The organism is Lapidilactobacillus mulanensis (genome assembly GCF_003946215.1).
Classification (GTDB): Bacteria; Bacillota; Bacilli; order Lactobacillales; family Lactobacillaceae; genus Lapidilactobacillus; species Lapidilactobacillus mulanensis.
In genome coordinates this window covers 21,928-40,420 of sequence record NZ_RHOW01000016.1, presented here as the reverse complement: position 1 = coordinate 40,420, position 18,493 = coordinate 21,928, and the positions used below count along the sequence as shown (strand labels likewise).

Annotated in this window: 16 protein-coding genes; 11 read left to right on the top strand and 5 right to left on the bottom strand. The window is 43.5% G+C overall.

From position 1 onward, the window contains the following. Window positions 1–134 precede the first annotated feature (134 nt). On the top strand, window positions 135–1,043 hold the full coding sequence (glyQ, locus tag EKM67_RS05640; RefSeq protein WP_125578054.1) for a glycine--tRNA ligase subunit alpha: 909 nt from the start codon (window positions 135–137) through the stop codon (window positions 1,041–1,043). Next, window positions 1,043–3,121 (top strand): glycine--tRNA ligase subunit beta, encoded by a 2,079-nt coding sequence (gene glyS / locus EKM67_RS05635; RefSeq protein ID WP_125578053.1) that lies wholly within the window; start codon window positions 1,043–1,045, stop codon window positions 3,119–3,121. The genes glyQ and glyS overlap by 1 nt, the downstream gene beginning before the upstream one ends. Window positions 3,122–3,193: 72 nt before the next feature. Here glyS and EKM67_RS05630 read toward each other — a convergent pair whose 3' ends face one another. From EKM67_RS05630 to EKM67_RS05610, 5 genes are all read right to left on the bottom strand, one after another. Continuing rightward, entirely contained in the window at window positions 3,194–3,973 is a 780-nt protein-coding gene (locus tag EKM67_RS05630) for an ABC transporter ATP-binding protein (RefSeq protein ID WP_125578052.1), read from the bottom strand. Further along, entirely contained in the window at window positions 3,966–4,865 is a 900-nt protein-coding gene (locus EKM67_RS05625) for an ABC transporter permease (RefSeq protein WP_125578051.1), read from the bottom strand. Before EKM67_RS05625 ends, EKM67_RS05630 begins: the two co-directional genes overlap by 8 nt. Then, entirely contained in the window at window positions 4,862–5,863 is a 1,002-nt protein-coding gene (trpX, locus tag EKM67_RS05620) for a tryptophan ABC transporter substrate-binding protein (RefSeq protein WP_164506581.1), read from the bottom strand. The genes EKM67_RS05625 and trpX overlap by 4 nt, the downstream gene beginning before the upstream one ends. Before the next feature lie 474 nt (window positions 5,864–6,337). Next, window positions 6,338–6,724, bottom strand: coding sequence for a GNAT family N-acetyltransferase (locus tag EKM67_RS05615; RefSeq protein ID WP_164506580.1), 387 nt, complete (start codon window positions 6,722–6,724; stop codon window positions 6,338–6,340). A gap of 81 nt (window positions 6,725–6,805) precedes the next feature. Continuing rightward, window positions 6,806–7,219, bottom strand: a complete 414-nt coding sequence (locus EKM67_RS05610) for a GNAT family N-acetyltransferase (protein ID WP_125578049.1) — start codon at window positions 7,217–7,219, stop codon at window positions 6,806–6,808. A 784-nt stretch (window positions 7,220–8,003) separates the two neighbouring features. Between EKM67_RS05610 and EKM67_RS05605 the strand changes: the two genes are divergently transcribed. The 9 genes from EKM67_RS05605 to aroB all read left to right on the top strand — a co-directional run bounded on the left by EKM67_RS05605 (window position 8,004) and on the right by aroB (window position 18,493). Continuing rightward, entirely contained in the window at window positions 8,004–9,362 is a 1,359-nt protein-coding gene (locus EKM67_RS05605; protein ID WP_125578048.1) for an ATP-binding cassette domain-containing protein, read from the top strand. Window positions 9,363–9,536: 174 nt separating this feature from the next. After that, a complete protein-coding gene (gene dnaG, locus EKM67_RS05600) occupies window positions 9,537–11,357 on the top strand; it encodes a DNA primase (protein WP_164506579.1) in 1,821 nt (606 codons plus the stop codon). Between the two features lie 22 nt (window positions 11,358–11,379). Then, a complete protein-coding gene (gene rpoD, locus EKM67_RS05595; RefSeq protein WP_125578046.1) occupies window positions 11,380–12,498 on the top strand; it encodes an RNA polymerase sigma factor RpoD in 1,119 nt (372 codons plus the stop codon). A gap of 204 nt (window positions 12,499–12,702) precedes the next feature. Next, window positions 12,703–13,431, top strand: coding sequence for a tRNA (adenine(22)-N(1))-methyltransferase (locus EKM67_RS05590; RefSeq protein ID WP_125578045.1), 729 nt, complete (start codon window positions 12,703–12,705; stop codon window positions 13,429–13,431). Continuing rightward, window positions 13,403–14,215, top strand: coding sequence for a Nif3-like dinuclear metal center hexameric protein (locus EKM67_RS05585; RefSeq protein WP_125578044.1), 813 nt, complete (start codon window positions 13,403–13,405; stop codon window positions 14,213–14,215). Before EKM67_RS05590 ends, EKM67_RS05585 begins: the two co-directional genes overlap by 29 nt. Window positions 14,216–14,262: 47 nt before the next feature. Further along, window positions 14,263–15,504 carry a peptidase T gene (gene pepT / locus EKM67_RS05580; RefSeq protein WP_125578043.1) on the top strand — a complete coding sequence of 414 codons (1,242 nt, stop codon included), beginning with the start codon at window positions 14,263–14,265 and terminating at the stop codon, window positions 15,502–15,504. Next, on the top strand, window positions 15,488–16,345 hold the full coding sequence (locus tag EKM67_RS05575; RefSeq protein ID WP_125578042.1) for a shikimate dehydrogenase family protein: 858 nt from the start codon (window positions 15,488–15,490) through the stop codon (window positions 16,343–16,345). The genes pepT and EKM67_RS05575 overlap by 17 nt, the downstream gene beginning before the upstream one ends. Window positions 16,346–16,356: 11 nt before the next feature. Continuing rightward, entirely contained in the window at window positions 16,357–17,415 is a 1,059-nt protein-coding gene (gene aroF / locus EKM67_RS05570) for a 3-deoxy-7-phosphoheptulonate synthase (protein ID WP_125578041.1), read from the top strand. Beyond that, window positions 17,408–18,493 (top strand): 3-dehydroquinate synthase, encoded by a 1,086-nt coding sequence (aroB, locus tag EKM67_RS05565; RefSeq protein WP_125578040.1) that lies wholly within the window; start codon window positions 17,408–17,410, stop codon window positions 18,491–18,493. The genes aroF and aroB overlap by 8 nt, the downstream gene beginning before the upstream one ends.

Genomic DNA, 18,493 nt, shown 5'->3' with positions numbered 1-18,493 from the left:
TCTGCGTGCGGATAGACCCCTTCTGTTTTAAGCGTGATGGGTTTGAGTCGCGGTCTTCATGACTGCTCGATTCGTGTTGTGTGGGTGTTGTGTTTGATTTTAAATTAATGACTTACGAAAGGTGTGTTTGTTTAATGGTCAAGAAATTAAATGTGCAAGAAATGATCCTGACGCTGCAGAAGTTTTGGTCGGCTAAGGGTTGTATGTTGATGGAGGCGTACGATACGGAGAAGGGGGCTGGTACGATGTCACCTTACACGTTCTTGCGCGCAATTGGGCCTGAGCCTTGGAATGCGGCCTACGTGGAACCTTCTCGGCGTCCAGCGGATGGTCGTTATGGTGAAAACCCGAACCGTTTATTCCAGCATCACCAATTCCAAGTGGTGATGAAACCATCTCCTAAAAATATCCAAGAATTTTATTTAGATAGTTTGCGCGAACTCGGTATTGAACCCCTCGAACATGATATTCGTTTCGTTGAAGACAACTGGGAAAATCCGTCGATGGGTTGTGCCGGTGTTGGTTGGGAAGTCTGGCTTGATGGCATGGAAGTCAGCCAATTCACTTATTTCCAGCAAGTTGGTGGTTTGACGGTCGAGCCCGTTACTTCTGAGATCACTTATGGGGTTGAACGTCTGGCTTCTTATATTCAAGATGTTGATTCCGTCTTCGATCTCGAGTGGGGCGATGGTGTGCTTTACGGTGATATTTTCCAAGAGCCTGAGTACGAGCACTCTAAATATGCCTTTGAAGAAAGCAATCAAGAAATGTTGCTGAACTTCTTCAATGATTACGAAAAAGAAGCGTTGCGTTTGATCAAGTTAGGCTTGGTTCATCCTGCGTATGATTATGTCTTGAAATGCAGCCATACCTTTAATCTATTGGATGCGCGCGGTGCGGTGTCGGTCACAGAACGCGCCGGCTATTTATCACGGATCCGCAGCATGGCACATAAGATTGCCAAGGCCTTTGTAGCTGAACGTGAAAAACGGGGCTTCCCATTATTACAACATGCCCAAACTCAAGCAGGGGAGGAAAAATAATGTCAACAAATTATTTATTTGAAATTGGTCTCGAAGAAATCCCTGCCCACGTTGTCCGCCCAAGTGTTGAACAATTAGTGGCTAAAACAACTGCTTACTTAAAAGAACAACGACTAGATTTCGATACGATCAAACCATATGCAACTCCGAGAAGATTGGCCATGTTGATCAGTGGACTTGCTGCCAATCAACCAGATAAAGTCGAAGAAGTCAGAGGACCTGCCCAACGCATCGCCCAAGATCAGGACGGTAACTTTACCAAAGCCGCTCTTGGTTTTGCCCGAGGTCAAGGTGTCACGCCTGAAGACATCACGTTCAAGGATTTCAAAGGTGAGCCATACGTCTTTGTGGAGAAAAAAACGGTGGGCCAATCGGCTGCCGAAGTGCTTAAAGGAATTGAAACAATTGCGAAAGGATTGACCTTTCCGACACGGATGAAGTGGGCGACCAACAGCTTCGAATATATTCGCCCGATTCATTGGCTAGTTAGTCTGCTCGATGATGAAATTGTGCCTATGCAGATTCTCGATGTTAAAGCGGGGCGCACCACGCAAGGCCATCGTTTCTTAGGCAAGCCGGTTGAATTAAAGACCGCGACTGATTATGAAGATGCTTTAGCCAAAGAATTTGTTATTGCTGACCTAGATAAACGCCAGGCATTAATCGAACAACAGATTCAAACGATCGCTGATCAAAATAACTGGCAAGTCGATCTTGATCCTGATCTGCTTGAGGAAGTTTTGAACCTAGTCGAATATCCAACGGCATTTGCGGGTCACTTTGATCAGAAGTACCTGGCAGTACCTGAGCCCGTTTTGATCACTTCAATGAAAGATAATCAACGCTATTTCTACGTCCGTGATCAGTCTGGCAAGTTAGCTCCTAATTTCATTGCGGTTCGCAATGGTAACAGTGAATATTTGCAGAATGTCATTTCTGGCAATGAGAAAGTTTTAGTTGCCCGTTTAGAGGATGCCCAATTCTTTTTCGAAGAAGATCAGAAACATTCTCTCAATAATTACGTGGAGAAACTGAAGACCGTTAGTTTCCACGATAAAATTGGCACGATGTATGAAAAAATGCAACGGGTGACGTTGTTAGCTCAAGACTTAGGTACTGTTTTTGGTTTGGACGCGACTGAGTTGACTGATTTGAAGCGTGCCAGCCAAATTTATAAGTTCGACTTAGTGACGGGGATGGTTGGTGAGTTCCCCGAATTACAAGGTATCATGGGCGAAATCTATGCGCAGATTTTTGGCGAAAATGCACAGGTTGCTCAAGCGATTCGCGAACATTATTTGCCGATCTCTGCGGATGGCGACTTACCTGAATCACGTGTAGGTGCCACGCTAGCGATTGCGGATAAGATCGATACGATCTTGGCCTTCTTCAGCGTCAACATGATTCCAAGTGGGTCGAATGATCCTTATGCCTTACGTCGTCAATCTTACGGAATTGTCCGTATTCTCGTTGCCAATCGTTGGCATCTGTCGATCGACACTTTACAGCCGAAAGTTGCTGAAGCATTGACTAAAAACGGGCTGACTTATGACATCGACTGGCTGCAAAATGAGGACAATGTGCGCCACTTCTTCTTAGACCGCTTGCGTCAACTGTTCAATGAAAAAAATGTCCGTCACGATATGATCGACGCGATTCTCGCGTCTAAGACGGCGGATCCATCGACCATCAATGATGTTGCCAAGACTTTGAGCGCGCATAGCGATGATCAAGATTTCAAGGCGACGATCGAAGCGTTGACCCGAGTCCTCAGACTTGCCGAGCAATCTGACGTGCCCATTCAAGAGTTGCAAGTTGAGCCAAGTCTCTTTGAGAATCCGTCTGAGCAGAAACTGTTCGATGCGGTGAATTCAATTCGCAAGAGTTCGCTTAAAAATACCGTGGAACAAAATTATCAAGAATTACATGACCTACGTCCAATTATCGAAGCCTATTTCGAAGAGAACATGATCATGGCCGACGATCCTAAAGTTCGGCAAAATCGGTTGACTCAGCTTTTAATTCTCCAAAGATTAATTACAATCTTTGGTGACCTGAATGAACTGATCGTTAAGTAAAATAAGTACGTAAAAAGACATCCTCAACCAGCTTTTGTCAGCTGATTGAGGATGCCTTTTTTGATAGCCTTACTATTCAATATTGCCGAAGAATTCTAAGAGTTTCGTTTTAGTGAGTGCTTGCTTTTCAGCGCCACTGACATCGAGTGTGATCACGCCAGCATTCAATACGATCAGGCGATTGCCGTATTTCAAGGCATCATCCAGATGATGAGTGATCATTAAACAAGTTAATTGTTGTTTTGTGATCGTTTCGTTAGTTTGTTTCATCAATTGTTCACTTGTCTTCGGATCCAGCGCAGCCGTGTGTTCATCGAGCAGCAGCAGATCAGGACGTTGTTGTGTCGCCATGAGGAAGCTTAGCGCCTGACGTTGGCCGCCCGATAAATTCTCAGTAGCCGTGTCCAAATGATCTTCTAGGCCATCACCCATGGTTGCTAACGTTTCTCGAAACGCCGCTTGATGTTGCTTCAATTCGCGAGGGCGTAACGTTCGGCGCTGGCCACGTTTCGAAGCCAGCAATAAATTTTCACTGACGGTCATACGTGGGGCGGTGCCTAACTTAGGATCCTGGAAAACGCGCGCAATGAAATTAGCACGACGTTCAGGACTAACTTTATTTAAGTCGTGACCTAAATGTTGGATGCGGCCTTCATCAAGCGGTAACGTTCCAGCAATCACGTTAAACAACGTTGATTTGCCTGCGCCGTTCGTTCCCAACACAGTGATGAAATCGCCTCGGTGGATCGTCAGATCGAGATGTCTTAAGATCATATTTTCATTGGGGGTATGGCGATTAACATAAGTCACCACGTTTTCTAATTTTAAAATTTCTGCGGATGTTTTACTCATTTTTCGCCAGACCTTTCTTGATGACATGATCCAATTTTAACGATTTACTAAACTGCGGTAACATCAGGCAAATGGCCAGAATAATTGCGGAGATCAGATTCAAGTCGTTGGTGCTGAAGCCCAAGTTTAAGACGATCAGGATGACGAAGCGATAAATAATACTACCCAGGGTCACGGCAATCAAACGTTGATTCAAAGTGAGTTCGCCAAAGACAACTTCGCCGATAATGATCGATGCGAGGGCGATGACGATAATGCCAATGCCCATATTAATATCGGCGTAACCATTGCTCTGGGCGATCAAGGCGCCACTGAGACCAATCAGACCATTGGAGATCATCAAGCCCACGATCGTCATTTTATCCGTGTTAATTCCGATCGAACGGGCCATCGTCGGATTATCGCCAGTCACGATGAAAGCCTGTCCCAGATCTGTTTGTAAGAAATAAATGAGGAGTGCCGTGATAATTGCGATCGTGACCAAGCCGACGAAGATACTGTCAAAGTAGCGAGGCAACCCTGCTAAAAATTTAGAACTGAAAATTGTTTTTTGACCGAGTAGCGACACATTTGAACTGCCCATAATTCGCAAGTTGATCGATAAGCAGGCGGTCATGACTAGAATACCTGCTAATAAAATCGGGATTTTACCTTTCGTATAAAGTAAACCGGTAATTAAACCTGCAACTGCACCTGCGAGAAAGGCCAGTGTGATCGAGATAGCGGGCGACAAGTTATGCGTTAAGCTGATCACCGCCACCGCGGCACCTAAGGGGAAGGTGCCCTCAACCGTCATGTCGGGGAAATCTAGAATACGAAATGTGAGAAAGAGGGCGACGCCTAAAATTGCCCATAATAAGCCTTGGCCGATACTTGATACGATCATATTCATTTGAAAATCTCTCCTTTATCTTTTGCACCTTGCATAATATGTGCGGGAATTTCGATACCTAATAACTTCGCTTCTTTTTCATTGATTACGTAATTGCCTTTGAGGACATAGGCAATCGGATAAGTCTTAGTGGAACGACCATTTAAAACGCGCGCAGCCATTTGACCGGCGACTTTTCCGAGATCAAATTGTTTGATAGCATATGAAGCCAACCCGCCATCTTTGACCATCGTGTCTGCAGAGGCAATGATCGGTTTCTTCTCTTTATTAGCTACATTTGTGAGTGTCTTCATGGCTGAGGCGACACCGTTATCTTGGGGGGCATAAACAACATCGACTTCACTGACCATTTTCTGAGCGACTTGTTGCATATCATTGGTGTTGCTAATGGTGTACATCTTGCAAGTGAGGCCGGCCGCTTTTGCCAGTTTTTCAAACTTAGTCGCGTTGTACTCGCCACCGTGATCGCTAGATGAATAAATAATGCCGACGGTTTTGGCAGTGGGGACTAATTCTTGCATCAACTTCAATAATTGGGGCAGTGGGGATTCACCGGAAGTTCCCGTGATATTATTGCCAGGACGCTTATCAGACTTAATTAATTTGCCTCCGACTGGATCGGTGATCCCCGCAAGAATGATCGGTGTTTTACCGTTGGCCGCATTTGCTTCGGCTTGCGCTGCAGGTGTGGCAATGGCTGCCATCAAGTCGACTTTTTCATTGACGAACTTGCTACTCATCGTTTTCAAGTTACTCTGATCAGCTTGCGCATTTTGAAAATCGATCTTGATATTTTTGCCTGGGGTATAACCCTCGGATTTAAGTCCAGCGACGAATCCTTGGTGAATTTCATCGAGGGCAGGGTGCGATTGCAATTGTAGTAGACCAATTGTCGGAATATGTTTGGCTGTGGCCTGTTTGGGCTGATTTGAATAGAAAAAAGCAAAACCTAAAAATACAATTAGTGCGGAAATAAATGCGATCATTCTTTTCATCATAAAAACCTCGATTATTATTTTTTAATATAGTGGCAAAGATGTTCGAGCAATAAAAAAAGGCAAACCAGCATAATCTGGTTTGCCTAAAAAAGGTCTCCAGAAGTCTGCTGTAGAAATGAATCCATGCAGACTTCTTTGTTGAGGGGACACAAAAGTTAAGTCGACACAGATACAAACTGTTTGCCAGATTGTATCCGTGTATTGACGGGTTACAATCGACTGTGTCGGCTTTGCCATGAACGATCAATGCTGATAGAGATGACAGTTAACTTTTGCATTTCATTCAAACTCCTTTAATTGATTTTAGAAATTGACATTAGTATAAGCAAAGAATGGAATGCTGTCAATCTTTTTTGGAAAACTTTTTCGATGATGGCTGTTGTATAACAGCAGGTTAACAAAGAACTAAGTTTCACAATATTAGTTATAACTATGTGAATATAGTTATATTCCCGCAAACGAAGGGGAATATATCTATTCCCCAATTTTCTTTGGCACTAGATAAAGAACTTCAGTTTCGATCTCAAACCCAGCTTTTTGATAGACGTGTAAAGCTGGTAAATTATCCGCTTCTACGCCGATAACGAGTTGTTGTGGCGCAGTTTCAATCAAATGTTGTGACAATAATTTAACGAAATAGGTTCCTAAACCTTGATTCTGCTTACTAGGCTTAATAAAGAGGCTGAAGAAATAATAGCCATCGCTTTTATCGACTAAGCAAGCCCCAACAATTTGATCTGCATCCGTAAAAACATAACCGTCAGTCATGGGATCCGTCAGGCTCTGTTGTAAATACTGAGTTGCTCCTGCTTCATCATTCCGAGGAAACGCGGCAACGAACTGAGTTACTAATTCTGGCACATCAGATTCCTTCAGCAAATGTGGCGCGCGGGCAGGCTGATGAGTGAGAATCACAGACTCAATTGGATGTCTCAGCTGAAATTAATTCTCATCGGCTTCAACTAATTGGCTGTGCATTAGGAAATCTGGATTGGCTTTCAAAAACGTGCGCTCCGTAGTGAATTCATAATCGTGATAGCCAAATTGATGCAATTCGTTCAAGGCTTCCTGCCAGAGTGTGGTCGCAATTTTTCGGCGGCGGTAGGTTGGCAAGACATTGGCTGTGACGTCAACTGTGCCATCGACTGGTTCATCGGCGTATAAGGTGACGATACCGACCAGCTTTTCGTGATCGTATGCTAAAAAGAAGCTCTTCATTTCCGGAAAGACGTTGAACTGATTGCTTAAATAAGGAGAGCGGTAAGTGTGATCAAATTGCTGGACGGTTGCAATTAGCTGTTCAGCAGCGGTTTTTTGTTCAGGGGTGAGGGTGGTTGTCGAAATTAGGCTGGTCATTAGAGGCTCCTTGAGAAAACGTTATTTTTATTATCGTAGCATTAAAGACTACCCGCAACAAGCAATCTATGAAAATTAGCCAGTAAGCATGAGTAGTGGAGAAAATCATTGTGAATAAGTATATTTCATTTAGCTATTTCTTGTGAAATGATAATTTGTTTTAGACTTTGTGTCGGTGTATATTGGAGCCATGATAAATCAATTCAATTACGCCAACCAAGTTTTAAATTGGCTAAACTAGTTTACGACCTTATAAATAGCAGCAATGATCCGCGCAGCAATTCAGAGGGTGTACCCTGGCATCGACTTGCGGATGACAATGGATCTGACTGTGTTTTGTTGACAATTTCGGTATCGTTTCACCATATCGGCTGCGTCTTTTGTTCGCGCTAATCAACCAATCAATTTGAAATAAATCTAGTGAGAATTTTTTGTTGTCGCTAAATTTAATCAATCTAAAATTGAGCGAATGTATTTATTTGCAATGACTTTATTTGTATTGCGCTTGAAATGCATTTGATTTGAGGAAGCGTGATCTTTATTAACTTAAAAAAATATTTTTTAATTTGTAAGTCTAAAAACATCCGGACATTTTTCTGGATCTTGATAGGCGCTATTTGTGTCTCCGGTCACGGCTTGATCAGCACGCAAGCACTAACTGCGATCATTGCACTGGATTTAAAAACTTTTTTTGACTTGGTGTGCTGCATTAGTCAGCTTAGATCTGGTCTGGGGATTACAAATCCGCCAAGAATGAATCGCCGAAGAAAAGTCGATTCAAGCAATGGATATTAAAGTGCGCCGTGATCTGATGACGCGTATTTCCGAAACAAATTACGAAAACTTTCATCATTTTCCCGAGGCAACTTACACGTCTTGGTTAACTAATGACGTCAATACAATTAATGATTATGGTTTCAGCATGTTCTTTTTCGTCACCAATCAAATCGCCAATATTGTGCTGAGTATTTTTTCATTACTAACTTTTCATTATTCGCTATTGATCACAGTTGCGGTCTTAACTGGCATCATGTTGCTGGCACCGAAACTGTTTACGCGCCGACTTAATCAGCGGTCAGTCGCGCAAACCAAGATGAACGAAGAGCTGACCAAACAAGTCACCGATGTTCTCGAAGGATTCAATTCACTATTCACACTGGGACTACCCAAAACCATTCAAACCAAAACTTTAGCGTCTTCACAAAAATTAGCGGACGCTAGAATTGATTACGCTAAAACTGCGGGTAGTATGTCAGCGACGGTCAATATTGTCAGCTTGTTGAGTCAAATCGCCGTCTTGGTTCACGCCGCGCTCTTATTTATGGCTCATCTCATTCCAGCCGGCGCCGTGAGCAATGCCTCATATTTTGCCAGTACGATTTTTACGAGTCTCACTGGTGCGACGGCAAATATTGCCGAAATGTCGGCGGTACAGCCGATTTTCGATAAATACGAACAATTACCGATCAACACTGATGATCAGAAGTGCCAGTCAGTTACGCCACTAGAAAATCAAATTGCCATTCAGAATTTGAATTTTGCTTATGATCAACAGCAACCTGTTCTACAGAACTTTTCCTGGCGTATTCAAAAAAATAAAAAATATGCGCTCGTCGGCGATTCTGGCAGTGGGAAGAGTACGATTTTAAATTTATTAGTCGGACAACTTACTCATTATTCTGGTCAGATCCGATATGACGGCCAAGATTATCAACGACTTGATCTACAATCCTTACGGCGGCAAATTAGCTTCTTAGAACAATCACCGCATGTCTTCAACGCGTCTTTGCGGGAGAATATTCTTCTCGGACGTGAGATCACCGAATCACAATTGAGGGCCATCATTGAACGCGCCGGTCTCAACCAATTGATTGCCAAACTTCCTCAAGGACTTGATTCGATCCTCACCCACAATGGTCAGGATCTTTCGGGCGGTCAGAAGCAGCGGATTTCATTGGTGCGTGGGCTTGTCAATGGTGCAGAAATTATGTTGCTCGATGAAGCAACAACTTCCCTAGACCAGAGAGCTTCCGACGACATCGAACAGAATCTGCTTGATGATCCGCAATTAACGCTAGTGATCGTGACGCATCATCTGCATGAAACAATCGCTGCACAACTGCATCAAGTTCTTCAAATTTAATAATATTAAAAGCATTGTGGTGCCGGTTATTTTTACCGGTTATCACAATGCTTTTTCATTGTCTTTCAAGCCCAGATATGGTATATTATATCTTGCATAAATATGTATGATGGGGCTGACTTTGGATACCAACTTGTCAGCCTATTTCTTGCTTATACTGAGGGAAGTGAGAATGTGGCAGGAAGAATTCCGGCAGAGTTTATTGATGAGGTGCGCGAGAAGACCAATATTGTTGATGTGGTCAGTCAATACGTGCAGCTGAAGAAGCAAGGTAAGAACCTGTTCGGCTTGTGTCCTTTCCATGAAGAAAAAACACCATCTTTCTCAGTGGCCGAGGATAAACAGATTTTTAATTGTTTTAGTTGTCATCGTGGCGGGAATGTTTTTAAATTTCTGATGGAGATCGAAGATATTTCGTTTCCAGAAGCGGTGCTTAAAGTCGCCGATTTCAGCGATATTCAATTACCACAACAACTGTCTGAGCAAAAGGTGGATGTCGAACATTCGCAAGCTCAGCAGTTACGGCAGGTTTACGAGAGTGTGCAACAATTATATACTCATGTTTTATTGAAGACGAAAGTAGGGGAGCCGGCTTTAGATTATCTTCAAAAACGCGACTTAGATGAAGCGGCAATCAATGAATTTGGGCTCGGTTTTGCACCCAACGAAACAGATCTGTTGCTTAAGTTCTTACAGAATCGCAAAGTTTCCCGCGAATTACTCGTTCGCTCTGGCTTGTTCGTTCAACGACAAGACGGTCAATTGATGGATCGTTTTCGCAATCGGGTGATGTTTCCGATTCTTGATCAAGGTGGTCACGTGATCGCTTTTTCCGGTCGGATCTTAGTTAAATCGGAGAAAGAACCGAAATATCTGAATTCACCGGAGACCGAAATATTTCAGAAACGAGAAGTGCTCTATCATTTTTCACAGGCCAAACAGACGATTCGCCAAACTTCAACTGCTTATTTATTTGAAGGCTTCATGGATGTGATCAGTGCGTTTCGTGCTGGCGTTCAGAACGGTGTGGCTTCGATGGGCACTAGTTTGACCACTCAGCAGTTATATTTATTGTCGCGGATCACGCGCAAGTTGATTATTTCTTACGATGGTGATGAACCCGGACAGAATGCAATTGCGGATGCGCTAGAATTAGTCAAAAACAAACCGTTTGAAGTCGGCGTCGTAATGTTGCCAGATGGTCAAGATCCAGATGAATACATCAAGGCACACGGTTCTGAGGCGTTTAAGAAACAATTGGCCGATCATGTGTTAACACCGATTGCTTTTCAACTGCAGCGTTTGGCCGCCCAATATAATTTCTCTATTGATAGTGAACGGTTAGGATATGTGCAGGCTGCTTTACAGCAGTTGGTCACAATTGAATCAACGGTTGAGCAGGATTTGTATTTGCGGCAAATTGCTGATCAAGCGAACGTTGATCTGACGGCACTCAAAACTGAATTTGAAAATGCTTCACGTCAGTATCAACGCAAACAACGCGCAGAGAAACGGCAAACCCGGTTAACGCAACCAACAGATCCGACACCGCCGCCAGTTTTCAACGTGGTGTTGAATCGAACGGAAATTTCGGAACGCCGTCTGTTAAATTTAGCGATCACGGATGAGCGCTTATGTCAGCAATTACTGAGTGACGAGTCTTTCACTTTTAGTAATCCGCATATTCAGAATTTATTTTTACAATGGCAGGAATATCTGAAGACGCCTGGCGAACATCAAGTTGCCGGCTTTACAGATCACTTAGAACCAGAGATGCAGAAGCTGTTGTTAGAAATTGAAATGTCAGACATTCCGGATCAAATCAGTGACGATGAAATCAATGATTACATTCAAAACATCCAAGCAGCACGAATCGATTCGCGGATGCAGCAAGCGCAGCAACAAATCCGGCAAGCAGCAGCTCAAGGTGACGAGGATGCGCAAACGAAATGGTTGAATGAACTGTTACAATTGAAACGGCAGTTAAGTCAATAAGCACAACACAGGGGGCATAAATATGGCAGCAAAAGAAACAAAGAAACAAAAAGAGAAAAAATTAGATACAGCAGTCAAAGCCTTGATCAAAGCACATAAAGCTGACAAAGAAATTACCAATGAAGAGCTAGTTTCGACAATTGTGCAGCCATTTGCATTAGAAGACGAAGCCGTTGATGAATTATTTCAACAGATCGAGGATCAAGGTTATTCCGTCGTCGATGAAAATGGCGATCCAACTGTCCGCTCCCTCAAAAAAGTCAAAAAAGTAACCAAGAAAGACTTGGCTAATCTCTCGGCGCCAACTGGTGTCAAAATCAATGACCCTGTGCGGATGTACCTCAAGGAAATTGGTCGGGTACCACTGTTGAAAGCTGAACAAGAAGTTGAATTAGCTTTAAAGATCGAACAAGGCGACCAAGTTGCTAAACAAGCCTTGGCTGAAGCTAACTTACGTTTAGTCGTTTCAATTGCCAAACGTTATGTTGGTCGTGGGATGCAGTTCTTGGATCTGATTCAAGAAGGTAACATGGGCTTGATGAAGGCCGTTGAGAAGTTTGATTACCGCAAGGGATTCAAGTTTTCCACTTATGCCACTTGGTGGATCCGGCAAGCAATAACCCGTGCCATTGCTGATCAGGCACGGACAATTCGGATTCCTGTTCATATGGTCGAAACCATTAACAAGTTGATCCGGATCCAACGTCAATTATTACAAGATCTGGGTCGCGAACCAACACCAGAAGAAATTGGCGCCGAAATGGATATGCCAACTGAAAAAGTTCGCGAAATTTTGAAGATTGCTCAAGAACCTGTTTCCTTGGAAACGCCAATTGGTGAAGAGGACGATTCGCATTTGGGTGACTTCATTGAAGATCATGATGCGACGAGTCCAGAAGATCATGCTTCTTACGAGCTGCTCAAGGAACAATTGGAAAGTGTCCTCGACACATTGACCGATCGTGAAGAGAACGTCTTACGTTTACGTTTCGGACTCGATGATGGTCGGACGCGCACACTTGAAGAAGTTGGTAAAGTCTTTGGCGTCACGCGAGAACGTATTCGTCAAATCGAAGCTAAGGCATTGCGCAAGTTGCGTCATCCTTCTCGTTCCAATCAATTGAAGGATTTCTTGGAATAACCGTCAAATAGGTTTAAAAATATAAATTTTTGATTAACCGTAGTGAACTGATGCTACGGTTATTTTTTTACAGTGTTCACGAGAAAGTTGGTTGGTAATTTTTGTCGATTTTTCATCATTAACTATTCAATCAATTTGATGATTTTTCAAAGTTTATCACGCATTTCTTTGGTATAATTGACTTAATGAAATTGACATTGCGGGGTGGAATCGATCGTTAAATTATCTAAACGTTTGCAAGCAGTTGCAAACCTGACTCATCCATGGCGGCGAATTGCCGATATTGGTTCAGATCATGCCCATTTACCGATCTATTTACGGTCTACGGAACAAATCGATTTTGCGGTTTGTGGCGAGGTTATCGAAGGTCCCTATGAGATTGCACGCGACCATGTACAAAAAAGTGGATTTGCAACAGATTTACAAGTGCGCCTAGCTGATGGCTTGCAAGCAATTCAACCTGAAGATCGAGTTGAGTGTGCGGTGATTGCCGGAATGGGCGGCATGCTGATCACCGAAATTCTCGAGCGTGGTGTTGACCAATTGCGGTCACTGCAGGCCTTAGTTTTACAACCGAATCAAAATGTGGATGTGGTTCGCAACTGGTTGGCTGAGCACAGTTGGCAAATCAATGCCGAAGATTTGGTTTATGATGAGGGACATTATTATCAGCTAATTGCTGCCGTGCCAGTCTCACAGCCACTGCATTATCAACCAGTCGAATTATTAATGGGACCGAAGATGTTGGGTAACGTCGAAGCTGCCTCTGATTTTGAAAAGTATTGGCAGTTTCAACTGCAACAAAAGCAATTAGTCCTAGCACATTTGCAGCAAGCAACACAGCCACCTGCTGAAAAAATTGAGCACGTGCGCGCTGAAATAAAGTTGATCAAGGAGGGATTAGATGCAACCAACAGTTCAACAAATTATTGATGTGATGGCTGAAATTGCACCACCACAAAATGCCGAGCCTCATGATCCAATTGGTCTACAGATCGGCGATCGCCAACAAATCGTTCATAGAATTTTAGTGACGCTAGATGTTCGTCCAGAAGTTGTCGCCGAAGCAATTAAGGCAAAAATCGATTTAATTATCGCACACCATCCCTTGATGTTTCGGCCGGCACCACATTTGGATGCAGCCGATCCTCAGCAACGCATGTATATGGATTTGATCAAAAATAATATTTCTGTTTTTGCCGCCCATACAAATTTAGACGAAACAACTGGTGGCATGAATGATTGGCTAGCCGATCAAGTTGGCCTCCAAAAATGCCAGCCTTTTAATCCACGGCCTAAAGGATTTGCGAGTCCGCTTATTTATTTAGGGGTGATCGGCAACTTGCCTCAGCCACAATCCGTTCGTGATTTTGCAGAAAAGTGTCAGCAGTTATTCGGCGTCAACGGGTTGCGATTGACAACGCATGAACCAAACAAACTCATTCAACGTGTAGCAGTCATCGGCGGTGATGGTGGTAAATTCTATCCGGAGGCCATCCAAGCAGGCGCTGAGGTTTTGATCACGGGCGACGTTTATTATCATACGGCTCACGACATGTTGGCGAATGGATTGAGCGTGATCGATCCAGGTCATCATATCGAAAGCATTATTAAAGAAAAACTGCCACCGATTTTACAAGCAAAATTTGAACAACAGCATTGGCAAGTCGATATGATGAGCTCTCAATTAAACACAGATCCATTTGAATTCATTTAGTTTTGCAACTAGTTCATACTCATAACTTATTATTTGGAGGTCATTCCATGACAAAATACGAAAATTTAATCCCCCGTTTTTTGAAATATGTTAAAACAGAAACACGTTCCAATGAAGATTCCACCACGATTCCATCTGCACCTAATGAGGTTACTTTTCTGCACGAATTAGAGCAGGAATTGAATGAGCTCGGCTTGTCTGAGGTGAACTACAATCAAGATAATGCTTATGTGACAGCTTTGTTGCCTAGTAATCTCGATAAAAAAGTCCCCACGATCGGCTTTTTGGCGCACATCGATACTGCGGATTTCAATGCAGTCGGCGTCAATCCACAATTTGTTGAAAATTACGATGGTAAATCTGTCATTCAGCTCGATGATAAAGGTGAGTTTGTGCTAGATCCAGCTGAGTTTCCTAGTCTAAAAAAATATGCCGGTCATACGCTGATCACAACCGATGGCAGCACATTACTCGGTGCGGATGATAAATCAGGTGTCGCCGAAATTATGACGATGTTGTCCTATCTATTAGCAAATCCAGAAATTAAACACGGTGATTTAAAAGTTGGCTTTGGTCCAGACGAGGAGATTGGTACCGGCGCTGATAAGTTTGACGTGCCTGGGTTCCATGCCGATTTTGCCTATACGGTTGATGGTGGTCCCTTGGGTCAACTCGAATACGAAACATTCAGTGCTGCGGCTTTCAAACTGCATATCCAAGGTAAAAACGTTCATCCTAGTGGTGCCAAAGGGATTATGGTTAATGCCATTCAATTGGGCGTTGATTTTCAGGCTGCCTTTCCTAAAGATGAAACGCCAGAGACGACCGATGGACGTGAAGGCTATTATCACGTGTTAAGTTTCAACGGAACGGTTGAAGAAGTGGATCTGGATTATATTATCCGTGACTTCGATCAAACAGGTTTGGAGGCCCGCAAACAATTTGTCGTCGATCTCGTTGATCGGATGAATGCTGCCTACAAGGAACCTAGACTCACGCTGAAAATGTGGGATCAATATCAAAATATGATCGACGTCATGAAGGATCACATGGATGTGGTTCAATTGGCCGAACGTGCGATGGAAGCTCTAGACATCAAACCAGATGAAGAACCAGTTCGCGGAGGTACTGACGGCTCAAAGATTTCATTCATGGGCTTACCCACACCAAATATTTTTGCCGGTGGGGAAAATATGCACGGCCGCTACGAATATGTTTCAACTCAAGTCATGGAACAAGCAGTGGACGTTCTCTTGAAGATCAGTGAATTAAATGTCTCCGAAAATTAAAAACAACTCTAAACAGCAATTTGCATTATTTGCACACCCAGTTCAGCATAGTCTTTCACCCCAGATCCATAATTATGGCTTTGAAGTAAACCGCATTAGTGCGGTTTATTTTGTTATTGACAGTCAAGCAAGTGGGGCAGAGATTCGCCAACAAATTTTAGATTTACCCCTGGCAGGTTGTAATCTTTCGTTGCCTCTAAAAGAAACATTGCTGCCTTATCTAGATCAGATCAGTCCTACTGCGCAATTAATTGGCGCCGTTAATACGGTTAAGAATTCCGCTGGCCATTTATTCGGTGATAATACCGATGGCACCGGTTTCGTGTCGGATCTGCAAGCCCAAGGGGTGGACTTACCTCGTGCTCGCGTTTTATTATTAGGTGGTGGTGCCACCGCTCGCGCAATTTTGGTGGCTTTATCTCATGCTGGAACTTTGCAGGTGACCGTTGCGCAACGCGCCGGTTATCCACATTATCAACAAATTCAACAGATCATGATGCAACTAGCCGATCCAAATCTACACGAGCTGGATTGGTCAGCGTTAACCACGCTAGACTTCACAAACGTTGATGTGGTGATCAATGCTACCAGTATTGGTTTTGGACAAAATAAAAACGCCACACCGTTGCAGCGTGATCAATTAAAAAAATTGCCATCAACGACAAAAGTTTGGGATGTCATTTACGAACCCAGACAAACGCCATTACTGCAACTGAGCCAGCAACTGGGATTGGAAACTCACAATGGTCTCGGAATGTTAGTTCAGCAAGCAGCCGGTTCGTTCAAAATTTGGACAGCGAAAACATTACCAATTAAAGCAATCGAAACTTTTTTGAAATGAGGAAATTATCAATGATTATTCAATTTAAAAAGCCATTAAATCAGGAAATTCTAAAAGATATTTTAAATACAATGAAACAGGAACATCATCATGGTATTTTAGTCGACAATCACCTAGTTGTTTTCGATATTGACTCTTTTGATTTCAATGAACGACAAAAATCTGTCATTGATCGGATCGAGCAACATCAGCCACGGTATGTGTTGAGTAGTCGTGCATTCAAATCTGACGATACGATCATCAAGACCGCACATAATGAAATTGGCGGAAATAATTTTACGGTTATGGCTGGTCCTTGTTCTGTTGAAAATGAAGAAATGATCCATCGTCTGGCTGCAGAAGTTAAAGCCGCTGGGGCAACAGTTTTACGTGGGGGTGCATTTAAACCACGGACTTCACCTTATGATTTTCAAGGATTAGGCGTCAATGGTTTGAAATATTTGCGTGAAGCTGCCGACGAGAATGGCTTAGATGTGATCACAGAAGTCATGTCAGTTGCTGAAATCGAATCTGTTGGTCAGTATACGGATATTTTCCAAATCGGTGCGCGTAACATGCAAAATTACGAACTCCTCAAAGCCGTTGGTCGGACGCACAAGCCAGTTGCCTTGAAGCGCGGTCTTTCTGCTACTATCGACGAATTATTGAACGCTGCCGAATATATTGCTAGTGAAGGTAACTTTAATATCATGCTTGTTGAGCGGGGAATTCGGTCGTTTGATGGCACATACACGCGCAATGTCTTAGACGTGGGCGCAGTGCCTGTCTTACACAAACTGACGCACTTTCCAGTAATCATCGATCCTAGTCATGCGGCTGGTCATGCCGATCTAGTTGCACCGCTCGCATATGCAGGGGTGGCAGCTGGTGCTCAAGGCCTATTAATTGAAGTTCATCAAGACCCTGCACGTGCACTTTCAGACGCGGCGCAACAATTAACACCCGCACAATTCACGAAATTAGTGGATCATGTTAATAAAATTCGTGCCATCGATCATGAAGATGAACTAGAGGCCGCCGAAAAATCAGTCTATCAACAAGATTCCGATTCGGCAAATAATAATGGCTAGTTGGCAACTTAAGCTCGCTGATCAACAAACGCTGATCACAGTGGGAATGGCTCTGAGTGAAAAACTCGCTGATATTTTACCAGAACTCAGTGGACATCGAGTCCTTTTATTGACGGATGATCACGTGGCACCGTTACATCTGGCGCGCGTAAAACAACAGCTTGAAACGTTGGCTGCCGTAACGCCAGTAATTGTTTCAGCAGGGGAAGCCACAAAAAATCTCAATGAAGTTGAAAAACTTTACCAAATTCTCGTCGACAACCAGTTTAATCGGACCGATTATTTAGTCGCGTTAGGCGGCGGCGTGATCGGTGATCTGGGGGCCTTAGTGGCGAGCACCTATATGCGCGGCATTTCATTGATCCAACTTCCCACCACGGTCGTCGCTCAGTCGGACAGTAGCATCGGTGGCAAAACTGCCGTTGATTTTTCTCGGCTGAAAAATTTGATCGGCACTTTTTATCCGGCACAGAAAGTGATTGTTGATCCTAAATTTCTGCAAACATTGCCTCAGCACGAATTGGCTGCAGGTTTGGTTGAAGTGATCAAATCTTTGCTGATCAGCGCCCACCAGCCTGAAGATGCAAATTTGTTACATGAATTAGAGACGGAATTGAAGGCTCATTCGCAATTGCCATTATCGCTCTTATCAGTGCTAGTGACGCGCGGATTACAAATCAAGTCGAATCTAGTCACGCAAGACTTCTATGACTTTAAGGAGCGCCGCTATTTGAATTTCGGCCATACGATCGGTCACGCGGTGGAGGCACTCGCAGACGGGCAGTTGCGCCACGGAGAAGCCGTTAGTATTGGGATGGTTGCGATGATGACTGCCTTAGTCGCCCATCATGAATTGTCGCAATCAGTGTTAGATTTGACGCGCTCAATTTTAAAACAGTTAGAAGTGCCAACTGAAATTCCTTCCACGTTCAGTCATCAAGCTATTTTAGCAAAAACGAAATTGGATAAAAAAGCAAATGATCAAGGTATTGAGCTGGTATTGTTGCATGATATTGGTCAACCAGCTTTAAAGCGAGTGGCATTAACAGATTTTCAAGATTGGTTAGGATGGTCGTAA